Below are 18,589 nucleotides of genomic sequence, written 5' to 3'. Positions count from 1 at the left end.
GGTAGGGCGTTGGCGATCCAGAATTACCCGTACTTGAGGTCTAAAACATTTACATCTGAATTGAGTGGGGGCATGGGGTTCAGGCCGCGTTGGTGGTACAGGCCTGCAGCGCTTGTGCCAACCAGCTCCTGCACCAGGCCGCTCCCTCAACTTCGGCTTGGGTGCCCGCGGAAGCGTCGTGCTGGAACACCTCGCCGATGCGCACCGCGCCTAGGTCGGCCAGGCGCTCGTCAAAACGCAGGCCGCCGTGGCAGAAAGTCTGGGGATAGCAGCTGTCGCCCAGGGCCATCACGCCGTATCGGACGTGTCCCAGGTAACGGGGTTCGCTGGCCAGCGACTCATACAGACGACGGGCGTTGTCAGGTACGTCACCCGAGCCATGGGTGGCCGAACATATGACATATAGTGCATCTTCCTCAAACGCCCGGATATCGAGTTCATCCATGCGCCGGATCTCGATCCGTTCCACCCACTCAGCACACACGAGTTCGCAAGCTTTGGCGACTTGCTCGGCGGTACCGGTCACGGTACCGACCAGGATGAGGAGTTTGGGGGGCACATTCATGATCAAGAAGCTGCAATATACTTCATGATCTTGGGGTGAGGCACCGGGTAAACCCGCGTTGATGGGCCGCCTGGGCCCGCGAGTTGGCCTGCCCGGAGGGACTCGAACCCCCGACCTGCTGCTTAGAAGGCAGCTGCTCTATCCGGTTGAGCTACGGGCAGACAGAGTGAGCGGAAATACAAAAAAGGCCCACAGAGTGGGCCTTTTTTGATTTCTGAAGAATGGTCGGAGCGGCGGGATTCGAACTCGCGACCCTCTGCTCCCAAAGCAGATGCGCTACCAGGCTGCGCTACGCTCCGACTAAGTTGCGAATTGTACCCGCTGAAATGCGGCAATCCGGCTGCGTCAGCGTTTTTCGTATTGCGTCTTGCCAAACAGCACTTCGCGAGACTGGTCGTCGGTGATTGGCTTGCGCTCCGCAGCCAGCACAGCCACACCCCGCTGCACGGCCGGTCGGGCGGCGAGGGTGTCAAACCAGCGCTTCACGTGGGGGAAGTCCGCCCAATCAATGCCCTGGTTTTGCCAGTTGCGCAGCCAAGGGAAAATCGCCATGTCCGCAATGGTGTACTGGTTGCCCGCGATGAACTTCTGGTTCTGGAGCTGGCGGTCCATGACGCCGTAGAGTCGCTTGGCTTCATTCGTGTACCGGTTGATGGCGTACTCGATTTTCTCGGGGGCGTACTGACGGAAGTGGTGGTTCTGCCCGAGCATGGGACCCACGCCACCCATCTGGAACATCAGCCACTCCAGCACCTTGAACTTCGCGCGGTCGCTCTTGGGCAAGAATTTGCCCGTCTTGGAGGCAAGATACAGCAAAATCGCGCCGGACTCGAAAAGGCTGATGGGTTTGCCGTCAGGACCGTCAGAGTCGACCAGCGCTGGAATCCGGTTGTTGGGACTGATCTTGAGGAAGGCTGGATCGAACTGGTCGCCGCGACCGATATTGATGGCGTGAACCTGCCAGTCGCGGCCCAGTCGAAGTCCGCATTCCTCCAGCATGATGTGGACTTTGTGGCCATTCGGTGTGGCCCAGGAGTAAACGTCGATCATGGGAGCTGGCCTTTCTTGGCTCGGTGGGGTTGGGATGGGAAAAATCACTCTACGGGAATTTGAGAATCCATGTTTGAAGGTTTGAAAAACGCCTGGGTGCGTCGGTCGTGGTCAGACGGGCGATCGGTGCCGCTCAAGGCTTGGGCGCAGGCGCACGGTTTGAGTTTCACGCCGCAGGCGGGTGGCGCGTACACGATGACGGGAGCGTGGCATGGTCAACCCGCTCGCATGGATTGCGGCGCGCCGTCGCGGCCCTTCATTCAAGGCCTGGAGCTCAATGGGCGCGTGGACCTCGGGATGTCGATGCCGGGGAATGTGGTGGTGTTGAACCGTCCGCTCAAGCATCGCCTGGAGTCATGGGCGAGCGAGTTGTACGCGCAGTACACCGACACGCTGCAAACCACGGCGCAGGCCGTGCCGGACGAAATCCGTTGGTTGTCGATGTACCGCGATGCGGGCTGGAACAACGGACCCGATCGACACTTTGCGGCCCGCTACGCCGTGCTGACCGATGAGCCCGACATGGCACGCCACTGGATCGACGCCGATGCCCAGCGCGACCTCATGGAATGGCCCGGCGAAGGGCTGAGCCCGCAGACGCCCCTGATGCTGATGCTGCTGCGAGGCAAGGCCTACCTCCGCATGCAGATCGACCAGCCCAGAGACACCGACACCACGGTGCATGCGTTCGAGCTGTTTCGCCGATTCAGCGAGCGCGCCCGCGGGCTGATGCCCTCGGGCTGATCCGCTTCAGAAGCCGCGGGTGACCGGCATGTCCACGTCGGTCTTGATCGCCATGTGTTTGGCCAGCTCAAGCTTGGCGATGGACTGGCGGTGCACTTCGTCCGGACCGTCGGCCAGCCGCAGCGTGCGCTGACCGGCGTAAGCGTAGGCCAGCGGAAAGTCATCGCTGACGCCGCCGCCGCCATGTGCCTGAATGGCCATGTCGATGATGTCGCAGGCCATGTTGGGCGCCACGACCTTGATCATGGCGATCTCCGCCTTGGCCACCTTGTTGCCAACGGTGTCCATCATGTAGGCGGCCTTCAGCGTGAGCAGGCGCGCCATCTCGATGCGGCATCGTGCGTCGGCAATGCGTTCGTGCCACACCGACTGTGCGGACACCGGTTTGCCGAAGGCCACCCGGCTGTTCAGCCGCTGGCACATGAGTTCCAGCGCTCGCTCGGCTGCACCGATGGAGCGCATGCAGTGGTGAATGCGCCCAGGGCCCAGGCGACCTTGCGCAATCTCGAAACCGCGACCTTCGCCAAGCAGCAGGTTGCCCACCGGCACGCGCACGTCCTTGAGGATCACTTCCATGTGGCCGTGTGGTGCATCGTCGTAGCCAAACACCGAGAGCGGGCGCACCACGGTGATGCCCTTGCTGTTGGCGGGCACCACGATCATGGACTGCTGTGAATGGCGCGGCGCATCGGGGTTGGTCTTGCCCATCACGATATACACCGCACAGCGTGGGTCACCCGCACCCGACGACCACCACTTGCGGCCGTTGATGACGTAGTGATCGCCATCGCGCTCGATGCGGCACTGGATGTTGGTGGCATCCGACGACGCGACTTCGGGCTCGGTCATGAGGAAGGCGGAGCGGATCTCACCGCGCAACAGCGGTTCGAGCCACTCGTCCTTCAGGGCTTCGCTGGCGTAACGCTCCAGCGTCTCCATGTTGCCGGTGTCGGGAGCCGAGCAGTTGAAGATCTCGGCAGCGAATGGCACGCGACCCATGATCTCGCACATGGGCGCGTATTCGAGATTCGACAGGCCTTGCGGTGCGCGCGGGCTGCGTGGCAGGAACAGGTTCCACAGGCCCGCCTTGAGCGCCTTCGGTTTGAGCTCTTCGACGATCGTGGTCGGAACCCAGGCGTTGCCCTTGGCGCGGTTGGCTGCGATTTCGCTGTAGAAGCGCGCTTCGTTCGGGTAGATGTGTTCATCCATGAACGCCAGCAGGCGCTCGCGCATGTCCTTGACTTTGTCGGTGTAGTCGAAATTCATGGGGTCTCCAGTGGAAGGGTATGTGTGCGAAGCGGCTCAACGGGTGCTGGCGAATCGCCAGGCCATCTCTGCCATGGGGCGGGCGCCGGCGGCCGACTTCACCGCCTGTTCGTTGGAGGCCGTTCCAGCTTCCACCCGCTTGGCAATGCCTTGCAGGATGGCCGCCAGACGGAACATGTTGTAGGCGAGGTAGAAGTTCCAGTCGGCCTGAAGCTGTGCCGGCGTCGCAATGCCGGTGCGTTCGCAATATCGGGTGATGTACTCCGCCTCGCTGGGAATGCCCAGCTCGACCAGATCGAGGCCATTGACGCCGCGAAACGTGCCCGGCGGAATGTGCCAGGACATGCAGTGGTAGCTGAAGTCGGCCAGGGGGTGGCCCAGGGTCGAGAGCTCCCAGTCCAGCACAGCGAGCACGCGAGGCTCAGTGGGGTGGAACATGAGGTTGTCCAGGCGGAAGTCGCCGTGCACGATCGCGACCATGGACTCGTCGCGGGCCATGGCGGGGATGTTTTTCGGCAGCCAGTCCATCAGCCAATCCATCTCGGGGATGGGCTGCGTGATGGATGCCTGGTATTGCTTGCTCCAGCGACCAATCTGGCGCTCGAAATAGTTGCCCGGTTTGCCGTAGTCTGTGAGTCCGATGGCGGTGGGCTTGACCGTGTGCAGCGCCGCCATGACGCGGTTCATTTCGTCGTAGATGGCGCCGCGCTGCGCGCGGTCCACGCCGGGCAGCGATTGCTCCCAGAGCACGCGGCCTTCCACGCATTCCATGATGTAGAAGGCCCGGCCGATCACCGACTCGTCTTCGCACAACACCATCATCTCGGCCACGGGCACGCCGGTGTCGCGCAGCGCGCTCATCACGCGGAATTCGCGCTCGATCGCGTGCGCGGAAGGCAGCAACCTCGCGACGGGTCCAGGCTTGGCGCGCATCACGTACGCGCGGCTTGGCGTGATGAGCTTGTATGTTGGGTTGGACTGGCCGCCCTTGAACATCTCCACCGTCAGCGGCCCGGCGAAGCCCGGGAGCCGAGGTTGCAGCCATTGCTCGAGCGCGCTGATGTCAAAGGTGTGCTGGCTCGCGACGGGACGAGTGCCGGAAAAGTTCTGCGTGTCGCTCATGCGTTAGGGCTCATAGCCGTTGGTGATGGGACTTCCTTCACCCGACGATGCGACATCGCAGGCGTCAGGTCTCTGCTTCTGCGATGCGCATCAGCATGTCGCGGTTGCGCACCACCACACCGCCTTGCTCGATGCGGATGGCATCCTCGCGCTCCATGGATTTGAGTTCCTGATTCACCCGCTGCCGGGACGCGCCCAACAGTTGCGCCAGCTCTTCCTGCGCCAGTTGCAGACCGATGCGCATCTCGCTGCCATCGGCCAGGCACGGTACGCCGTAGCTGCGCACCAGGTGCAGCAACTGCTTGGCCAGTCGGGCGCGCAGCGGCAGGGTGTTGAGGTCCTCGACCAGTCCGAACAGCGTGCGGATGCGCCGCGCCTGCAGCCGCATCAACGCTTCGTAAAGCTCCACGTGCGTGGCCAGAATCTTCTGGAAATCGGTTCGCGCCACACACATCAGCGTGGTGGCGCCGTGTGCATAGGCGTCGTGTGTGCGCTGATCGCCGTCGAACATCGCCACGTCGCCAAACCACACACCCGGTTCCACATAGGTCAGCGTGATCTGCTTGCCTGAGAGCGAGGTCGAACTCACCCGCACGGCGCCGCGCGCCACGGCCGTCCACTCGGTCGGTGGGTCGCCTCGGGCGACGATCAGGTCGCCGTCCTTGAATCGCTTGACGTGGGCGCATCGGAGTATGTCGTGACGCAGGGAAGGAGAAAGGCTGTTGAACCAGCGACCACTGTTGATCGCCTCGCGTTCTTCCATTGTCAGAATCGGTTCGTCCATGGGCTGTCTTTTGAGTGACTGGGAAAGCGTTCATTGTCGCCACTGGGACGCGGCGAGACGATCAGGGTATGCGCGCACAAGCGCGACGAGACCGCTTGCTGACTTCAGCGGTAGGTGGCTGTTCGCTTTTCAATGAAGGCGGCGATGCCTTCACCGGCATTGGCGTGGTGCAGGTTGCGCACGAAGTGATCGCGTTCCGAGGCCAGCTGCGCGTGCAGTGAAACCTGCTGCGCGTCGTTGGCAAGCTCCTTGATGCTGGCCAGTGCGTTGGGTGCGCGTGCGTTGAGGCGTTCGCACAGCGCCAGCGCGTCTTGCAGCGACTCGCCCGATGCGCTGACCTGACTGACCAGGCCAAGCTCTTGAAGGCGCTGCGCGCCAGCACGCTCGCCCAGCAGGAGCAATTGCAGCGCAGTGGCGCGGGGCAGGGCGCGCATGAGACTCCAGGTCGCGCCACCGTCAGGCGACAGTCCCACGCTGCTGTACGACATGACAAACACGCTGTTTTGCGCTGCCACGATCAGGTCGCACGCCAATGCGAGCGAGAAGCCCGCGCCTGCGCAAGCCCCTTCCACCGCTGCCACCACGGGTTTGGGAAACGCACGGATGGTCTCGATCCAGTTGTGTAGCCCTTCGATGCTTTGCGCCTGCACTTCGGGCGGCAGCTGCCGGTTGGCCAGCAGGCGCTGAAGGTTGCCACCCGCACAGAAGTGCGCCCCTTCACCGGTGATCACCACGCTGCGCACGTCCGGGCTGCTTTCAGCCACATTGAGTGCCTCGACACCCGCGGCATACATGTCGGGGCCGAGTGCGTTGCGGTTCTCGGGGTTGCTGATGGTCAGCACCATGGTGTGACCATGGCTGTGGCTTTTGAGGCTGGCGGTCATGCGTGTGTGGCGTCCGTGCGAGGGTCAGGCTTCTTCGTGCGTCAGGCTCAGGCCCAAGGCGCCGCGGCGGCGCAACCAGGGCGAGGGGCGGTAGCGCGGATCGCCGTATACCGTCTGCAGGTTGAACAGGATCTCCAGCAGGTTGGTCGGGCCAATGCGGTCGCCCAAAGCCAGGGGGCCTGCCGGGTAACCCAGGCCCAGCGTGACCGCAATGTCCAGATCGGCTGGCGAGCAGATGCCTTGCTGGCACATGTCGGTGGCGATGTTGACGATGGTGGCTACCACACGCTGCGTGACGAAGCCTCCGCTGTCGCGCACCACGCTCACCGCCTTGCCGTCGCTCGCGAACAGGGCGTGGGCGGCGTCGCGCATGTCGGCGCGGGTGGCCGGGTTGGTCGCCAGCACGCGGCGTTTCGTCGAGGCGTCGTCGAGCATCATGTCAATGCCCAGGGTGCGCGTGGCATCCAGCCTTTCAACGGCGGCGAGGGTGGTCACGTCCAGGCCCAGCGGTGCGACCAGAATCAGCGCGGCGGCAGAGGGCGCCGCAGCGGTTTCGATGCGCGCACCGAGGTCCTTCAGCAGCTGGTACAGCTCTGCCCGGCGCGATGCCTTGGGCGATACCCACACGGGAGGCCATTCGGTCACGCTCGGCACCGGGGGCTCGGCTGGCACCTGAGCCACGCCCTTGTCGTAGGTATAGAACCCTTCGCCAACCTTTTTGCCGACGACGCCGCCAGCGAGTCGTTGCGCGGTAATCACACTGGGGCGGTACCGAGGTTCCTCGAAATACTGGTGGTAAATCGACTCCATCACGGGGTGGGAGACGTCCAGCGCCGTGAGGTCCATCAGCTCGAAAGGCCCCAGCTTGAAGCCGATCTGGTCCTTGAGGATGCGGTCAACGGTCGCGAAGTCCGCCACGCGCTCGCCCACCACCCGCAAGGCCTCCGTACCGTAACCACGGCCTGCGTGGTTCACGATGAAGCCAGGCGTGTCTTGCGCTGACACCGGCGTGTGACCGAACTGCCTTGCATAGGCCGTGAGGCGCTGGCAAACCGAGTCGTTGGTCTTGAGCCCGGCAATGACCTCCACCACCTTCATCAGCGGCACCGGATTGAAGAAGTGGTACCCGGCGAATTGGCCCGGGCGCTTCAGTGCGGCCCCGATAGACGTGACAGACAGCGAAGAGGTGTTGGTCGCCAGCACCGCATCGGGTCCCACGATGCCCTCCAGATCCGCAAACAGGCGTTGCTTCACGTCCAGCCGTTCCACCACCGCTTCCACCACCAGATCGCAGGGAGACAGGTCGGTCAGCCGCGTGGCCAGATGCAGCCGCTGCAGGCAGGCTTCCATCTCGCCTGGCTGCATGCGGTTTTTGCTCACAAGCGATTGCCAGGTCGTTTGCAGCGCCTGTTTGGCCGCCTCGGCAGCGCCTTCCTGAACATCGAACAGCCAGACCTCGCTGCCCGCCTGTGCTGCCATTTGGGCGATGCCGCGGCCCATTGCGCCGGTGCCCACGACGCCAGTTTGGGGAAATATGGGTTGCATAAGTGTGTTGTATTTGGAATGGGAGCGTCTGGAGCTATGACAAAATGATTCGACGTAAGAACGAAGGACATCCAACGTGCGCCAGACATGGACAGGCTGTATTTTGCTATTAACCGCATTGAGCGGTTCGGCGGCAACGCTTGGCCGCCACAGCGGCGCTGCAGTCATCGGTCAGCCGCTCGATGTTCGTGTGCAGGTGCTGCTCGCTCCGGGTGAAGATCTCACCAACCAGTGCATCAACGCCGATGTCTTTTACGGCGATGCCCAGCTGTCGCCGGGTTTGGTGCGCAGCAGCACCCAGAGAAATACGCCCGACGCCGAGGCGTCTGTGCGCATCCAGGCCACGCTCCCCATCAATGAGCCCATCGTCACGCTGTATGTGCGTGCCGGCTGCGACACGGCTTTTACCCGTCGGTTTGTTCTGCTCGCCGACCCCATCAACGAGCCCGCTGCGTCGGCATCCAAGCCGCCTGCGCCCGTCGCCGTCCGGCCTGTGCCGCCGCAGGCGCAGCCCCTGGCAGCACCGCCTGGCACGACCGAATCCCCGGTTCCTCGCCCCGTTGTGCCTCCCGCCCGAAACGTGACGCAGCGCCCGAGCGCCACCGGGCAGGCATCGCCACCGGCCACGCGCACAGCGTCTGAAAACGCTGTTGCCGGGCGTCCCAACCCAGCCCGCGCGCCCAGCGTTGTGCGCAAGCCGGCGCCCGCGGCAGCACCACGGCTTCAACTGGACCCCATTGAACTCGATGCCGGCATTGAACGCAGCCCGACCTTGAAGCTGTCGCCCTCGCTGCTCAGTGAGCCCAACGGCTCGGAGGAGGCGCGAGCCGCTGCAGGACTTCTCTGGAAGGCGATCAACGCCTCACCGGAAGACATTCTGCGTGACGCGCAAAAGCTCGCAGCGCTGGAGGCAGAAGCCAGTCAGTTGCGCGCGACCCAGGCCCAAACCCAGAGCAGCGTCGGTGATCTGACGGCGCAACTGGCTGAAGCGCGCGACCAACGTTACCGAAACTGGTTGGTGTACTTGCTTGGCGCAATGCTGCTTCTGGCCTTGCTGGGACTGCTGCTCGCCCTGCGTCGGCGCCCGGCGGCAGGTGCCGACGCTCGCGCCTGGTGGTCGGCCCATCCCGAGGACAAGATCGCCGCACAAGCGGTGCCCGGCCAGGCGGCATCCACGCCGTCGAAGGCTGCGGTCGCGCCCCGAGAAGAAGGGTCGGACATCGATCTCAACCTCGATCAAGACTCTTCGCTGGACGACATGCAGTCGGTACCTGCGTCCCAAGACGATGCCAACGGGCCGCATGGCAACGTTGGAGCGGCGGGAGAGCAGCCTCGCGAGCGAAGGGATTTCTCCCCCAGCGCCCTGGGTGTGTCGCGATCGGTCGCCACCGAGGAACTCTTCGACGTCCAACAGCAGGCGGACTTCTTTGTATCGCTTGGCGAAGACGAGCAGGCGATTCAAGTGTTGCGCAATCACCTCGCTGAAAGCCACGAGCCCAGTCCTCTGGCTTATCTCGACCTTTTCAAGCTGTACCACCGATTGGGCCGCCGCGAGGACTACACGCAGCTGCGCGACGAGTTCAACCACGTCTTCAATGCCGGTGCGCCACCGTTCGATCACTACACCGACAGCGGTCGTGGTCTGGAAGCCTACGAAGCCGCCTTCAGCCGCATTCAGTCCCTGTGGCCAGAGCCGCGGGTGCTGGATCTGATCGAGGAGTCCATCTTCCGGGACGCCACCGACGATCACGTCGAGGTGTTTGATCTGGAGGCCTATCGCGAGCTGCTGCTGTTGCATGCGATTGCGAAGGAGCTCATCACGCGCAATGAAGCGCTCGCCGCTCCGCGCAGTGAATTTCGCAACACGAGCATGCAACCGTTGAAAGCGCACGGGCGGCGGCAAGACGCAGCGTTTGCCGCCTCACGCAACGCCCAAGAGGGCGTGGGCGGCCGCAATACGGAACCGATGCCGTTGGACGCGCTGGTCCCCATGTCGTCTCACCTGGGCCTGGACATCAACTTGAACGATCTGTCCGAGTTCTCCGCTTTCGAGGCGTCTTTGCCAGAAGTGTCGCCGCCGGTGGAGCCGACGGCCAAGGCGGCAGATGCCCCCGGCGCGCCCTTGAGCAACCTGATCGATTTCGAAGTGCTTGACTTCATGCCACCGGATGAACCGGGCACCACGCCGGACCCGAAACATTGAAGGCTGGCGTCTCGCCCGCAGGCTTCTGCCTGGGTCAGCGACGCACTTGCAGTGCACCCGGATTGACGATGTTGGTGGGGGTGCCGCGGATGAAGTTGACGACGTTGTCAAACGCCGAGGAAAAGTACATCTCGTAGCTGTCCTGCTCGACATAGCCGATGTGGGGCGTGCAGATGCAGTTCTCCAGGCGCAGCAGGGCGTGTCCTTGCAGAATCGGCTCGGATTCAAAGACATCGATGGCCGCCATGCCGGGGCGCCCCCTGTTCAAGGCCGCAATCAGAGCTTCCGGCTGGATGAGTTCGGCGCGCGAGGTGTTGACGAGCAAGGCCGAGGTTTTCATGCAGGCGAGATCTTCGGGGGTGACGCAACCGGCGTTGCGTTCACTCAACCGCAAGTGCAAGCTCAATACGTCGGCCGTCTCAAACAAGGCGGCTTTGCTTGGAGCGACGTCATAGCCGTCTGATGCAGCCCGGGCTCGGCTCTCTTCACTGCCCCAGACAACGACCCGCATGCCAAACGCGCGGCCATAACCAGCCACCATCTGGCCAATGCGCCCATAGCTCCATACGCCCAGGGTCTTGCCGCGCAACACCATGCCCACACCAAAATTGGCGGGCATTGCCGCCGCCTTCAAGCCGGCCTGCTGCCATGCACCATGTTTGAGGTTGGAGACGTACTGAGGTATGCGCCGCATCGCAGCAAGAATGAGCGCCCACGTGAGTTCGGCCGTGGACACCGGTGAGCCTATGCCCTCTGCGACCGCAATGCCGCGCTCTGTACAGGCCGCGACATCCACGTATGCTCCAACGCGCCCCGTCTGCGCAATCAGCTTGAGCCGCGGCAGTTTCTCGACCAGTTGACGTGTGATGGCGGTGCGCTCGCGGATCAATACGAGCACGTCCGCATCACGCAAACGAATGGACAACTGCCCTACACCTTTGACGGTGTTGGTGAAGACTTTGGCCGGGTAGGGCTCCAGCTTTTCGGCACAACGCAACTTGCGCACAGCGTCCTGATAGTCATCAAGGATCACGATATTCATGACCCTATTGTGCCTTCACCTTTCGGGCGATCGGACGCTGTGCATCTCCGTTACGAGCCCCTTCGCTTTGAGCGAGAGCGGCAGGGAAGGTCTCAAGCAGCGCGGGTGGACAGCCTGCGCTCCTGGTCTGCGAGGCGGTCGAGTTCGGCGCACACATCGTCGATCGGGCCGGAAATCACAAGACCCACACGCGCGCCGCGCGCAGCTGCAGGACGGGCCTGACGCAGCACCCGAATGCGCGAAGAGGGGTCGGGTGAAGGTGTCGTGACCTGTTGGCAGGCCAATGCATCACAGGGGGCGCTTCGCCCCAGCCAACCCGCACGGGCAAAGCGCTGGACCGCTCTTGTGACGAGGGGCTCGTTGGCCGCGGTGGTTTGACGAATGGCGGGAGACGGAAGCCAGCAGTCGATGAGCTGCAGTGGAGCGCGCCACGTGTTGGTATTGAAGATTTTTCCCATGCGAAACTCCAGAGGTGGGGTTGAACACAGGCAGGATTGAAAATAGCGCCTTCGCAGGGATGTGTCCTGGCTGCCGGCTGTACACCGCGCTGGACCAAACGCCCGCCACCTGCTGAGGCGAAGGGGATTCAATGCATCACAGCTGAAAGCTGTTGCGGATCAAACCGACCGCGAGTCCTTCGATCTCAAAGGGCTCGCCTGGCTCGACGACGATGGTTTTGTAGTCGGGGTTTTCGGCGTGCAGCTCAATCAGGTGCTGGCGCCGCATGAAGCGCTTGACGGTGACGTCTTCGCCCAGGCGGGCCACGACGATCTGGCCGTTCTTGGCCTCTTTCGCCGATTGCACCGCGAGCAGGTCGCCGTCCATGATGCCGATGTCTCGCATCGACATGCCGCGCACTTTCAGGAGGTAATCGGGCGTGCGCTGAAACAGGCTCCGTTCGATCTGGTACGTTTGATCGACATGCTCTTGCGCCAGGATGGGCGAGCCGGCGGCGACGCGGCCAATCAAGGGCAGCACCAGCTGGGACAAGCTGGGCAGGGGCAGTGTAAGCTGGCGCCCCCGCGAGTCGTTGATGGATTGGAGGTCTTCGCTGCGCAAGCGAATGCCACGCGATGTACCACTCACAAGCTCGATCACGCCTTTGCGCGCAAGTGCCTGCAAATGCTCTTCTGCTGCGTTGGCGGACTTGAAGCCGAGTTCGCTCGCGATCTCGGCCCGCGTAGGTGGCGCACCTGTGCGAGCGATGGCGGACTGAATCAACTCAAGGATTTGCTGCTGCCTCGCCGTCAGCTTCGGTGCAATGTGGGGCATATCGAGCATGAGGACCTCGTCGGGAACGTGAATGCCAAAAGGAAGCGCCGTCTGGATCAACGGGTGCGGGCCTGAAGCCTTGGTCACTGTTTTCTTATCCAGTGGCTGTATTTTTAACCAGTTTCAAAGGATTGGCAAGTGTCTTCTTCAACTGCAGCCGGGCGGCTCGTGATTCTGGGCACTGGCGGCACGATTGCCGGCCGCGCGGAACGGGCGAGCGACAACGTGAGCTACACGGCGGGGCAAGTGAACGTCGCAGATCTCGTGAGCGCCGTGCCCGCGCTGAGTGCTTCGCGGTTTGAAGTGGAGCAGGTCGCTCAAGTGGACAGCAAGGACATGGGCCTGTCCGTCTGGCAGTTGCTGGTCAGACGCGTCGCGCATCACCTCCGTCAGCCCGACATCTCGTCTGTGATCGTGACGCACGGCACCGACACGCTGGAAGAGACCGCCTATCTGCTTCAGCGCCTGCTTCAACCGATCAAGCCCGTGGTGCTGACGTGTGCCATGCGCCCGGCCAGCGCGTTGGTGCCAGACGGACCGCAGAACCTCATCGATGCGGTCGCGGTCGCGCAGCAGGCGCAAGGTGGTGTATCGGTTGTTTGCGCTGGCCAGGTGCATTCCGCGTTGGATGTGGCCAAGGTCCACACCTACCGGCTGGATGCATTCGATTCGGGGGATGCCGGGGCGCTCGCCTGTGTGGAGGAGGGTCGGGTGCGCCGCTTCCGTGACTGGCCACAGGGTGGTGCTGCGCCGGTGGACGCTGGTGAACTTGAGCGGTTCCTCTCAGTCGCTGCTCTGCCACGCGTCGAACTCGTCACCAGCCACGCCGACAGCGGTGGCGACATGGTGCGAGCGCTTGTCGCGCAGGATGCACAGCGCCCGGTGCGAGGAATCGTCGTCGCGGGGACCGGCAACGGCACGGTTCATCGCGATCTGAAGGAGGCACTGGACGATGCGCGGGCGCGGGGCGTTCGCGTGGTTTTGTCCAGCCGATGCGCGCATGGCCGGGTGGTGCCGCATCCGGGCCTGGCGTACGACCATTCGCAGGGGCTTTCGCCGGTCAAGGCCCGTCTGGCCTTGTCCCTGGATTTATTGGGCGGCTGAGCCATGTTCGCCGCGCTCGGTTCCCATGCATGGGCCTATCCCATGCTCGAAGTCGCGCATCTGCTCGGCGTGGCCTTGCTGTTGGGCAACCTTGCGCTGCTGGAGCTGCGCGTGTGGGGGTGGGGTCGTGCATTGCCGGTGGAACCCCTGGCCCAACTGAGTCTCGGGCTGGCCGTCGTCGGTTTCGGTCTCGCTGGAATCTCGGGTTTGTTGATGTTCGGAACGCAGGCCGGGGAACTGCTGGCCAATCGCGTATTCACAGCAAAAATGGTGTTGATCATGCTGGCAGGTTGCAATGCCGGGTGGTTCCATGCCCGCCGTTCGCTGCACCTGCTGGACGCCACCGCACGCGTCCAGATGTTGTTGTCAACGGCCTTGTGGCTGCTGGTGCTGACGTGCGGCCGTTGGATTGGCTACGTGTAGGAGGTGAGCATGCAAAGACGCGACGTGATTCGAATCGGGGCGCTGATGGGCTTGGGTGGATGTGGCGGCGCCGCGCTGGCACACCATGGATGGAGCAGCTTCGATCAGGAAAGGCCGATTTACCTTGAGGGTCGCGCCGTTGAGGTCAAGTGGCGAAATCCTCATGCGGAGCTTGTGCTTGAGCTGCCTGAAGCGCTGCGCTTGCCCGCCGATCTGGCACAACGTGCTTTGCCGGCTCAGACGGCTGGCGTGGATGGCGCGGCCCTGCTGTCCAAGGCGGCTTTGCCGACACGGCGTGATCGCCGCTGGGAAATCGAGCTGGCGCCTTTGTTTCGCCTGGGACAGTGGCAAATGCCCGAGATCCAGCGAGGCGCGATGCTGTCGGTGGTGGGCTTCACGTTCAAGGATGAAGCGGGTGCGGCGATCCTGCGCGCCGAGTACGTCTTTCTCGATGGCAAGGCGTACGGCTTGAGATCGAGCCCGGCATGACGCTGGAATGACACAAAAAACCCGGCGCATGGCCGGGTGGACAGGTGGGTGCCGGCGAGCGTTACCGGGAGAGCGCTTCCAGCGCCCGGGCGGTGATGTCATCGACCGTCCCCATGCCACTGATGGCACGGTATCTGGGTGCGCCAGCGGAGTCGCTTCGTGCCCACGCGCTGTAGTAGTCGACCAGCGGGCGGGTTTGAGCGCTGTACACCTCAAGGCGCTTCTTGACAGTTTCTTCCTTGTCATCGTCTCGCTGAATCAGCGGTTCACCGGTCACATCGTCCTTGCCGTCGACCTTGGGCGGGTTGAACTTGACGTGATACGTGCGGCCGGAGGCGGGGTGGGACCGGCGGCCACTCATGCGTTCGATGATGGCGTCGAACGGCACATCGATTTCCAGCACGTAGTCCAGTTTGACACCGGCCGCCTTCATGGCATCGGCCTGCGGAATCGTACGCGGGAAGCCATCAAACAGGAATCCGTTGGCGCAGTCCGCTTGGGCAATGCGCTCCTTGACAAGATTGATGATGAGGTCGTCGCTGACCAACCCACCCGATTCCATGACTGACTTGGCCTGTTGTCCGAGCGGCGTGCCCGCTTTCACGGCGGCGCGCAGCATGTCGCCGGTGGATATCTGGGGGATGCCGTACTTCTGGCAAATGAACGTCGCTTGCGTTCCTTTGCCGGCGCCCGGGGCGCCCAACAGTATCAGTCTCATCGCTTTCCTTTTTGCAGAGTTTCAATGGCGTGGCCGCTTGTCCCGAGCGGCGGCCCCAGGCCGTGGGCACCGGGGCAACCGGGCGAGGATAGCACGCGCATCCTGTGCGCTGGCTGACAAAAAGGCAGGGCGCTGCGAGCGGGAAAGCCCGGGTTTTCAGCTGTTGGCAAGCAGCTCGCGCACCCGTTGCAAATCCTGCGGGGTGTCCACCCCCGGGCCAGGTGCATGCGCTGTCAGGTGTACGGCAATGCGATGGCCGTGCCACAGCACGCGCAGTTGTTCCAGAGACTCGGTGACCTCCAGCGGAGCCACTTGCAGCTGTGGAAACTGCCGCAGAAATCCGGTGCGGTACGCATAGATGCCCACGTGGCGCAGCGGGGCAGGGGAAGGCAGTGTGTGGGGTGCGGTGCCACCGGGAGCCATGCCATCGCGCCACCATGGGATGGGCGCGCGGCTGAAGTACAGGGCGGTCCGGGCTCGATCCAGCACCACTTTCACGACGTTGGGGTTGAGCAGTTCGCTTGTGCTTTCAATGGCGTGTGCCGCGGTGCTCATCACGCAGTCGGATCGATGTTGCAACTCCGCCGCGACAGCGTTGATCAGCGCAGGTTCGATCAGCGGTTCGTCCCCTTGAACGTTCACCACGACGGTGTCGTCGGTCAAACCGAGCAAGTGACACGCCTCGGCCAGGCGGTCGCTGCCTGAGGGGTGGTCCGTTCGGGTGAGCAGCGCCTGCACGCCGTGTGCCTGGCAGGCCTCAACGATGCGCGGATCGTCCGCAGCGACCACGCAATGGCGGGCGGCACTTTGCATGGCACGTTGTGCCACTCGCACCACCATCGGGATGCCGCCGATGTCCGCCAAGGGTTTGTCGGGAAGACGCGTGGATGCCAGCCGAGCGGGGATCAATACGGTGAACGCATCCACCGCAGGCGGGGTGCTCATGACAGCGGGGAGGGCGCAGAGGGGCGCGCGGCCTCTTCATCGCTGATCGTGCGCGCCTCATGCTCCAGCAGAACCGGAATGCCATCCCGTACCGGGTAAGCCAGACGTGCGCTGCGGGAGATGAGTTCCTGCTTGTCTCGGTCAAAGATCAATGGACCTTTGGTGACCGGGCAGACCAGCAGTTCAAGCAATTTGGTATCCATGGCGCGATGATAGTCGTGGCATGCGCAGGTCGCATTCAATGTGGGCGCTTGAAGCGCGCCAGACGTTGATCAATCGCTTCGAAGAACGCGGGCTCCGGTGTCAGCTCGAGCGGAACGCTCCAGGCTTGCACTCGGGCACCCGGCGTTGTGGCCGCGAGCAGCGGGAAGAGTTTGACCGCATCCTTTTCGGTGCATATCAAGGTGTGCGGTGTGTCGCGCAGCAGCGCTTCGTAGACGCTGGTGTCCGCATGGTCAGGCAGTGGCACTTCGCGAATGGGTGCGAGGCCGCATTCGCGCAACATGTCAAAGAAGACGGCCGGTCGTGCGATACCCGCGACAGCGCACAAGGGCTGTTGCCGCAGCAGCGAAAGGTCGATCCGTTGTTCCATGGGGCCAATGGCATACGCGGCCAGGCGGCGTCTGGCTTCGAACGCAGGCAGACCGGGCAACGTGACGCTTTGGGGGGCGGCGTGTGCCGAGCGGCTTTGATGCAGGATGAAGTCGGGCCGGAACGGTGTCCCGAGGGTGGGCGGCCACGGTTCACGCAACAGGCCCGCCGGCAGCATCCAGCCGTTGCCCACACCGCGGTCGTCAAACACCACGATGGACAGATCTCGACCCAGCGCCAGATGCTGAAGTCCGTCGTCACACACCAGCACATCGACCTCGGGGTGCGCGGCCCGCAACGCTTCAGCCGCTTGTGCCCGCCGCGGCGCCACGTACACGGGGACGCCAGTGCTTCGCTGGATCAGCAATGGTTCATCGCCGACATCGGTGGCTGACGCCGCTGCATCCACCGGGCGCACGTCGTGGGTGCGCCGCCCGTGGCCGCGCGATACCACGCCCGGGTGCCAGCCGCGGGTGAGCAAATGGTTGACCAAGGCGATGGTGCAGGGGGTCTTGCCGGCGCCACCCACCACCACATTGCCCACCACGATCACAGGAACATCCACCTGATGCACCTGCAAGGCGCCAGAGGCGTAATGCCATCGGCGCACGAGCATGAGGAACTGGTAGATCAGTGACAGCGGCCAGAGCAGCACATTCAGCGGTCCGCGGCGTTGGGCTCGCCTGAGCCAGGCGGCTTCTCGTCGAGTGCGGTCCATGCCCGAGCCTGCTGCTTCGAACCGCGACACACCGCGGTCTTCAGGGTTTCGCGCGCGCAAATGCGCCCGTTTGCTGGGTAGCAAACGTGATCTGCACCAGCCCGGCGCGGCGTGCAGCGTCCATGACGTTGATCACCGACTGGTGGGTGGCCGCTGCGTCTGCGCTGATAACGATCACCGTTTCCCGGTTGTCCTGCGCCGCTGTCGTCAGCGCGCGGGTGAGCGACTCCACACTGGCGCCCTCAAGCACCTGGCGGTTGATCGAATAGCGCCCATCGCTGCCCACCGCCACGATGACTTCGCGCGGATTCTGCTTGGGCGCCTGGGCGTCTGCCACAGGCAGGTTCACCTTGAGCTCGGTGAACTTGCTGTAGGTGGTCGTCAGCACGAGGAAGATGAGCACCACCAACAGAATGTCGATGAACGGGATCAGGTTGATCTCGGGTTCATCGCGCTCGCCACGTCGGAAGTTCATAGCGTGGGTTTCCGCAGGCTGAGCAGGTGCCTCGCGAACCGCTCGGCGGCCAATTCCATGGTGAGCAGGTAGCCGTCGACCCGCGCACGGAAATAGCGCCAGAAGATCAATGCAGGGATCGCGATGATCAGTCCGAAGGCGGTGTTGTAGAGGGCGATCGAAATGCCCTGCGCCAGCTGCGCCGGGTTGCCCATGCCGGGCACGGCACCCGCACTTTCCGCAGCCTGCGAGCCAAAGATCTCGATCATCCCGATGACCGTGCCAAGCAGGCCCAGCAGCGGCGCAGCCGATGCGATGGTGGCCAAGGCGCCCAGGTAACGCTGCAGCTTTGCGGCGGCCTCGCGACCAGCCCCTTCGAGGCTGGCGCGCAGATCGTCCTCGCTGGCGCGGGGATTGGTGTTGTAGGTTCTGAAGCCGGTGGCCAGCACCGCACCCAGCACCGAGTTTTGTTCCAGCTGCTTCACCACATCGGGCCCGGGAATGCCGTTGCGCGACACCATGATCGCTTCATCAAGCAACTTTGGCGGCGCGATCTTGCGCGTTTTCAAACTCACAAAGCGCTCAATGACCAGCGCCAGACCGAGCACGGAACAGATGATCAGGGGCCAGATGGGCCAACCAGCGGCTTGTATGATGGAAAACAAATCAG

General features: G+C 63.4%; 21 protein-coding genes and 2 tRNA genes. 5 read left to right on the top strand and 18 right to left on the bottom strand.

Annotated elements, in window-relative coordinates:
* Positions 1-79: 79 nt before the first annotated feature.
* The 4 genes from KXJ60_RS17505 to KXJ60_RS17490 all read right to left on the bottom strand — a co-directional run bounded on the left by KXJ60_RS17505 (position 80) and on the right by KXJ60_RS17490 (position 1,615).
* Entirely contained in the window at positions 80-565 is a 486-nt protein-coding gene (locus KXJ60_RS17505) for a flavodoxin domain-containing protein (RefSeq protein WP_291130969.1), read from the bottom strand.
* Positions 566-649: 84 nt separating this feature from the next.
* Positions 650-726: transfer RNA gene (locus KXJ60_RS17500), tRNA-Arg, on the bottom strand.
* Positions 727-787: 61 nt separating this feature from the next.
* Positions 788-864, bottom strand: a tRNA-Pro gene (locus KXJ60_RS17495).
* 46 nt (positions 865-910) lie between these two features.
* Positions 911-1,615 (bottom strand): glutathione binding-like protein, encoded by a 705-nt coding sequence (locus KXJ60_RS17490; protein WP_291131070.1) that lies wholly within the window; start codon positions 1,613-1,615, stop codon positions 911-913.
* Positions 1,616-1,684: 69 nt separating this feature from the next.
* Here KXJ60_RS17490 and KXJ60_RS17485 point away from each other — a divergent pair, with 69 nt between their 5' ends.
* The gene (locus tag KXJ60_RS17485; RefSeq protein ID WP_291130967.1) at positions 1,685-2,359 is read left to right on the top strand and encodes a hypothetical protein; all 675 of its coding nucleotides are present in this window, start codon (positions 1,685-1,687) and stop codon (positions 2,357-2,359) included.
* Positions 2,360-2,365: 6 nt separating this feature from the next.
* On the opposite strand, the gene KXJ60_RS17480 is transcribed toward KXJ60_RS17485, so the two are convergent.
* The 5 genes from KXJ60_RS17480 to KXJ60_RS17460 form a co-directional block, all read right to left on the bottom strand.
* Positions 2,366-3,625 (bottom strand): acyl-CoA dehydrogenase family protein, encoded by a 1,260-nt coding sequence (locus KXJ60_RS17480; protein WP_291130965.1) that lies wholly within the window; start codon positions 3,623-3,625, stop codon positions 2,366-2,368.
* Between the two features lie 36 nt (positions 3,626-3,661).
* Positions 3,662-4,747, bottom strand: coding sequence for a phosphotransferase (locus KXJ60_RS17475; RefSeq protein WP_291130964.1), 1,086 nt, complete (start codon positions 4,745-4,747; stop codon positions 3,662-3,664).
* A gap of 64 nt (positions 4,748-4,811) precedes the next feature.
* On the bottom strand, positions 4,812-5,531 hold the full coding sequence (locus KXJ60_RS17470) for a Crp/Fnr family transcriptional regulator (protein WP_291130961.1): 720 nt from the start codon (positions 5,529-5,531) through the stop codon (positions 4,812-4,814).
* Positions 5,532-5,635: 104 nt separating this feature from the next.
* A complete protein-coding gene (locus KXJ60_RS17465; protein ID WP_291130960.1) occupies positions 5,636-6,415 on the bottom strand; it encodes an oxepin-CoA hydrolase, alternative type in 780 nt (259 codons plus the stop codon).
* Positions 6,416-6,439: 24 nt separating this feature from the next.
* The gene (locus KXJ60_RS17460; protein WP_291130958.1) at positions 6,440-7,960 is read right to left on the bottom strand and encodes a 3-hydroxyacyl-CoA dehydrogenase; all 1,521 of its coding nucleotides are present in this window, start codon (positions 7,958-7,960) and stop codon (positions 6,440-6,442) included.
* 76 nt (positions 7,961-8,036) lie between these two features.
* Here KXJ60_RS17460 and KXJ60_RS17455 point away from each other — a divergent pair, with 76 nt between their 5' ends.
* The gene (locus KXJ60_RS17455; RefSeq protein WP_291130956.1) at positions 8,037-10,163 is read left to right on the top strand and encodes a hypothetical protein; all 2,127 of its coding nucleotides are present in this window, start codon (positions 8,037-8,039) and stop codon (positions 10,161-10,163) included.
* Between the two features lie 34 nt (positions 10,164-10,197).
* Here KXJ60_RS17455 and KXJ60_RS17450 read toward each other — a convergent pair whose 3' ends face one another.
* From KXJ60_RS17450 to lexA, 3 genes are all read right to left on the bottom strand, one after another.
* Positions 10,198-11,205, bottom strand: a complete 1,008-nt coding sequence (locus tag KXJ60_RS17450) for a D-2-hydroxyacid dehydrogenase family protein (protein ID WP_291130954.1) — start codon at positions 11,203-11,205, stop codon at positions 10,198-10,200.
* A gap of 92 nt (positions 11,206-11,297) precedes the next feature.
* Positions 11,298-11,663, bottom strand: a complete 366-nt coding sequence (locus tag KXJ60_RS17445) for a hypothetical protein (RefSeq protein ID WP_291130953.1) — start codon at positions 11,661-11,663, stop codon at positions 11,298-11,300.
* A gap of 136 nt (positions 11,664-11,799) precedes the next feature.
* Entirely contained in the window at positions 11,800-12,477 is a 678-nt protein-coding gene (gene lexA / locus KXJ60_RS17440; RefSeq protein ID WP_291131069.1) for a transcriptional repressor LexA, read from the bottom strand.
* Positions 12,478-12,615: 138 nt separating this feature from the next.
* Between lexA and KXJ60_RS17435 the strand changes: the two genes are divergently transcribed.
* From KXJ60_RS17435 to KXJ60_RS17425, 3 genes are read left to right on the top strand one after another with little or no spacing between them, the layout of a single operon-like run.
* Complete coding sequence (locus tag KXJ60_RS17435) at positions 12,616-13,581, top strand: asparaginase (RefSeq protein ID WP_291130952.1); 966 nt, start codon at positions 12,616-12,618, stop codon at positions 13,579-13,581.
* A 3-nt stretch (positions 13,582-13,584) separates the two neighbouring features.
* On the top strand, positions 13,585-14,004 hold the full coding sequence (locus KXJ60_RS17430) for a hypothetical protein (protein ID WP_291130950.1): 420 nt from the start codon (positions 13,585-13,587) through the stop codon (positions 14,002-14,004).
* Positions 14,005-14,013: 9 nt separating this feature from the next.
* Entirely contained in the window at positions 14,014-14,493 is a 480-nt protein-coding gene (locus tag KXJ60_RS17425; protein ID WP_291130949.1) for a DUF6152 family protein, read from the top strand.
* Between the two features lie 61 nt (positions 14,494-14,554).
* Here KXJ60_RS17425 and adk read toward each other — a convergent pair whose 3' ends face one another.
* The 6 genes from adk to KXJ60_RS17395 form a co-directional block, all read right to left on the bottom strand.
* A complete protein-coding gene (gene adk / locus KXJ60_RS17420; protein ID WP_291130948.1) occupies positions 14,555-15,211 on the bottom strand; it encodes an adenylate kinase in 657 nt (218 codons plus the stop codon).
* Positions 15,212-15,367: 156 nt separating this feature from the next.
* Complete coding sequence (gene kdsB / locus KXJ60_RS17415; protein WP_291130946.1) at positions 15,368-16,156, bottom strand: 3-deoxy-manno-octulosonate cytidylyltransferase; 789 nt, start codon at positions 16,154-16,156, stop codon at positions 15,368-15,370.
* On the bottom strand, positions 16,153-16,359 hold the full coding sequence (locus tag KXJ60_RS17410; RefSeq protein WP_291130944.1) for a Trm112 family protein: 207 nt from the start codon (positions 16,357-16,359) through the stop codon (positions 16,153-16,155). Before KXJ60_RS17410 ends, kdsB begins: the two co-directional genes overlap by 4 nt.
* A gap of 35 nt (positions 16,360-16,394) precedes the next feature.
* A complete protein-coding gene (gene lpxK, locus KXJ60_RS17405; RefSeq protein WP_291130943.1) occupies positions 16,395-17,465 on the bottom strand; it encodes a tetraacyldisaccharide 4'-kinase in 1,071 nt (356 codons plus the stop codon).
* 40 nt (positions 17,466-17,505) lie between these two features.
* Positions 17,506-17,940: a biopolymer transporter ExbD gene (locus tag KXJ60_RS17400; RefSeq protein ID WP_291130942.1), complete on the bottom strand. Its 435-nt coding sequence runs from the start codon at positions 17,938-17,940 to the stop codon at positions 17,506-17,508.
* Entirely contained in the window at positions 17,937-18,584 is a 648-nt protein-coding gene (locus tag KXJ60_RS17395) for a MotA/TolQ/ExbB proton channel family protein (RefSeq protein WP_291130941.1), read from the bottom strand. Before KXJ60_RS17395 ends, KXJ60_RS17400 begins: the two co-directional genes overlap by 4 nt.
* Positions 18,585-18,589 lie beyond the last annotated feature (5 nt).

The sequence above is a fragment of the Hydrogenophaga sp. genome (assembly GCF_019264445.1).
Classification (GTDB): domain Bacteria; phylum Pseudomonadota; class Gammaproteobacteria; order Burkholderiales; family Burkholderiaceae_C; genus Hydrogenophaga.
The sequence above is the reverse complement of the archived record's forward strand: the minus strand, read 5'-3'. Positions and strand labels throughout refer to the sequence as shown.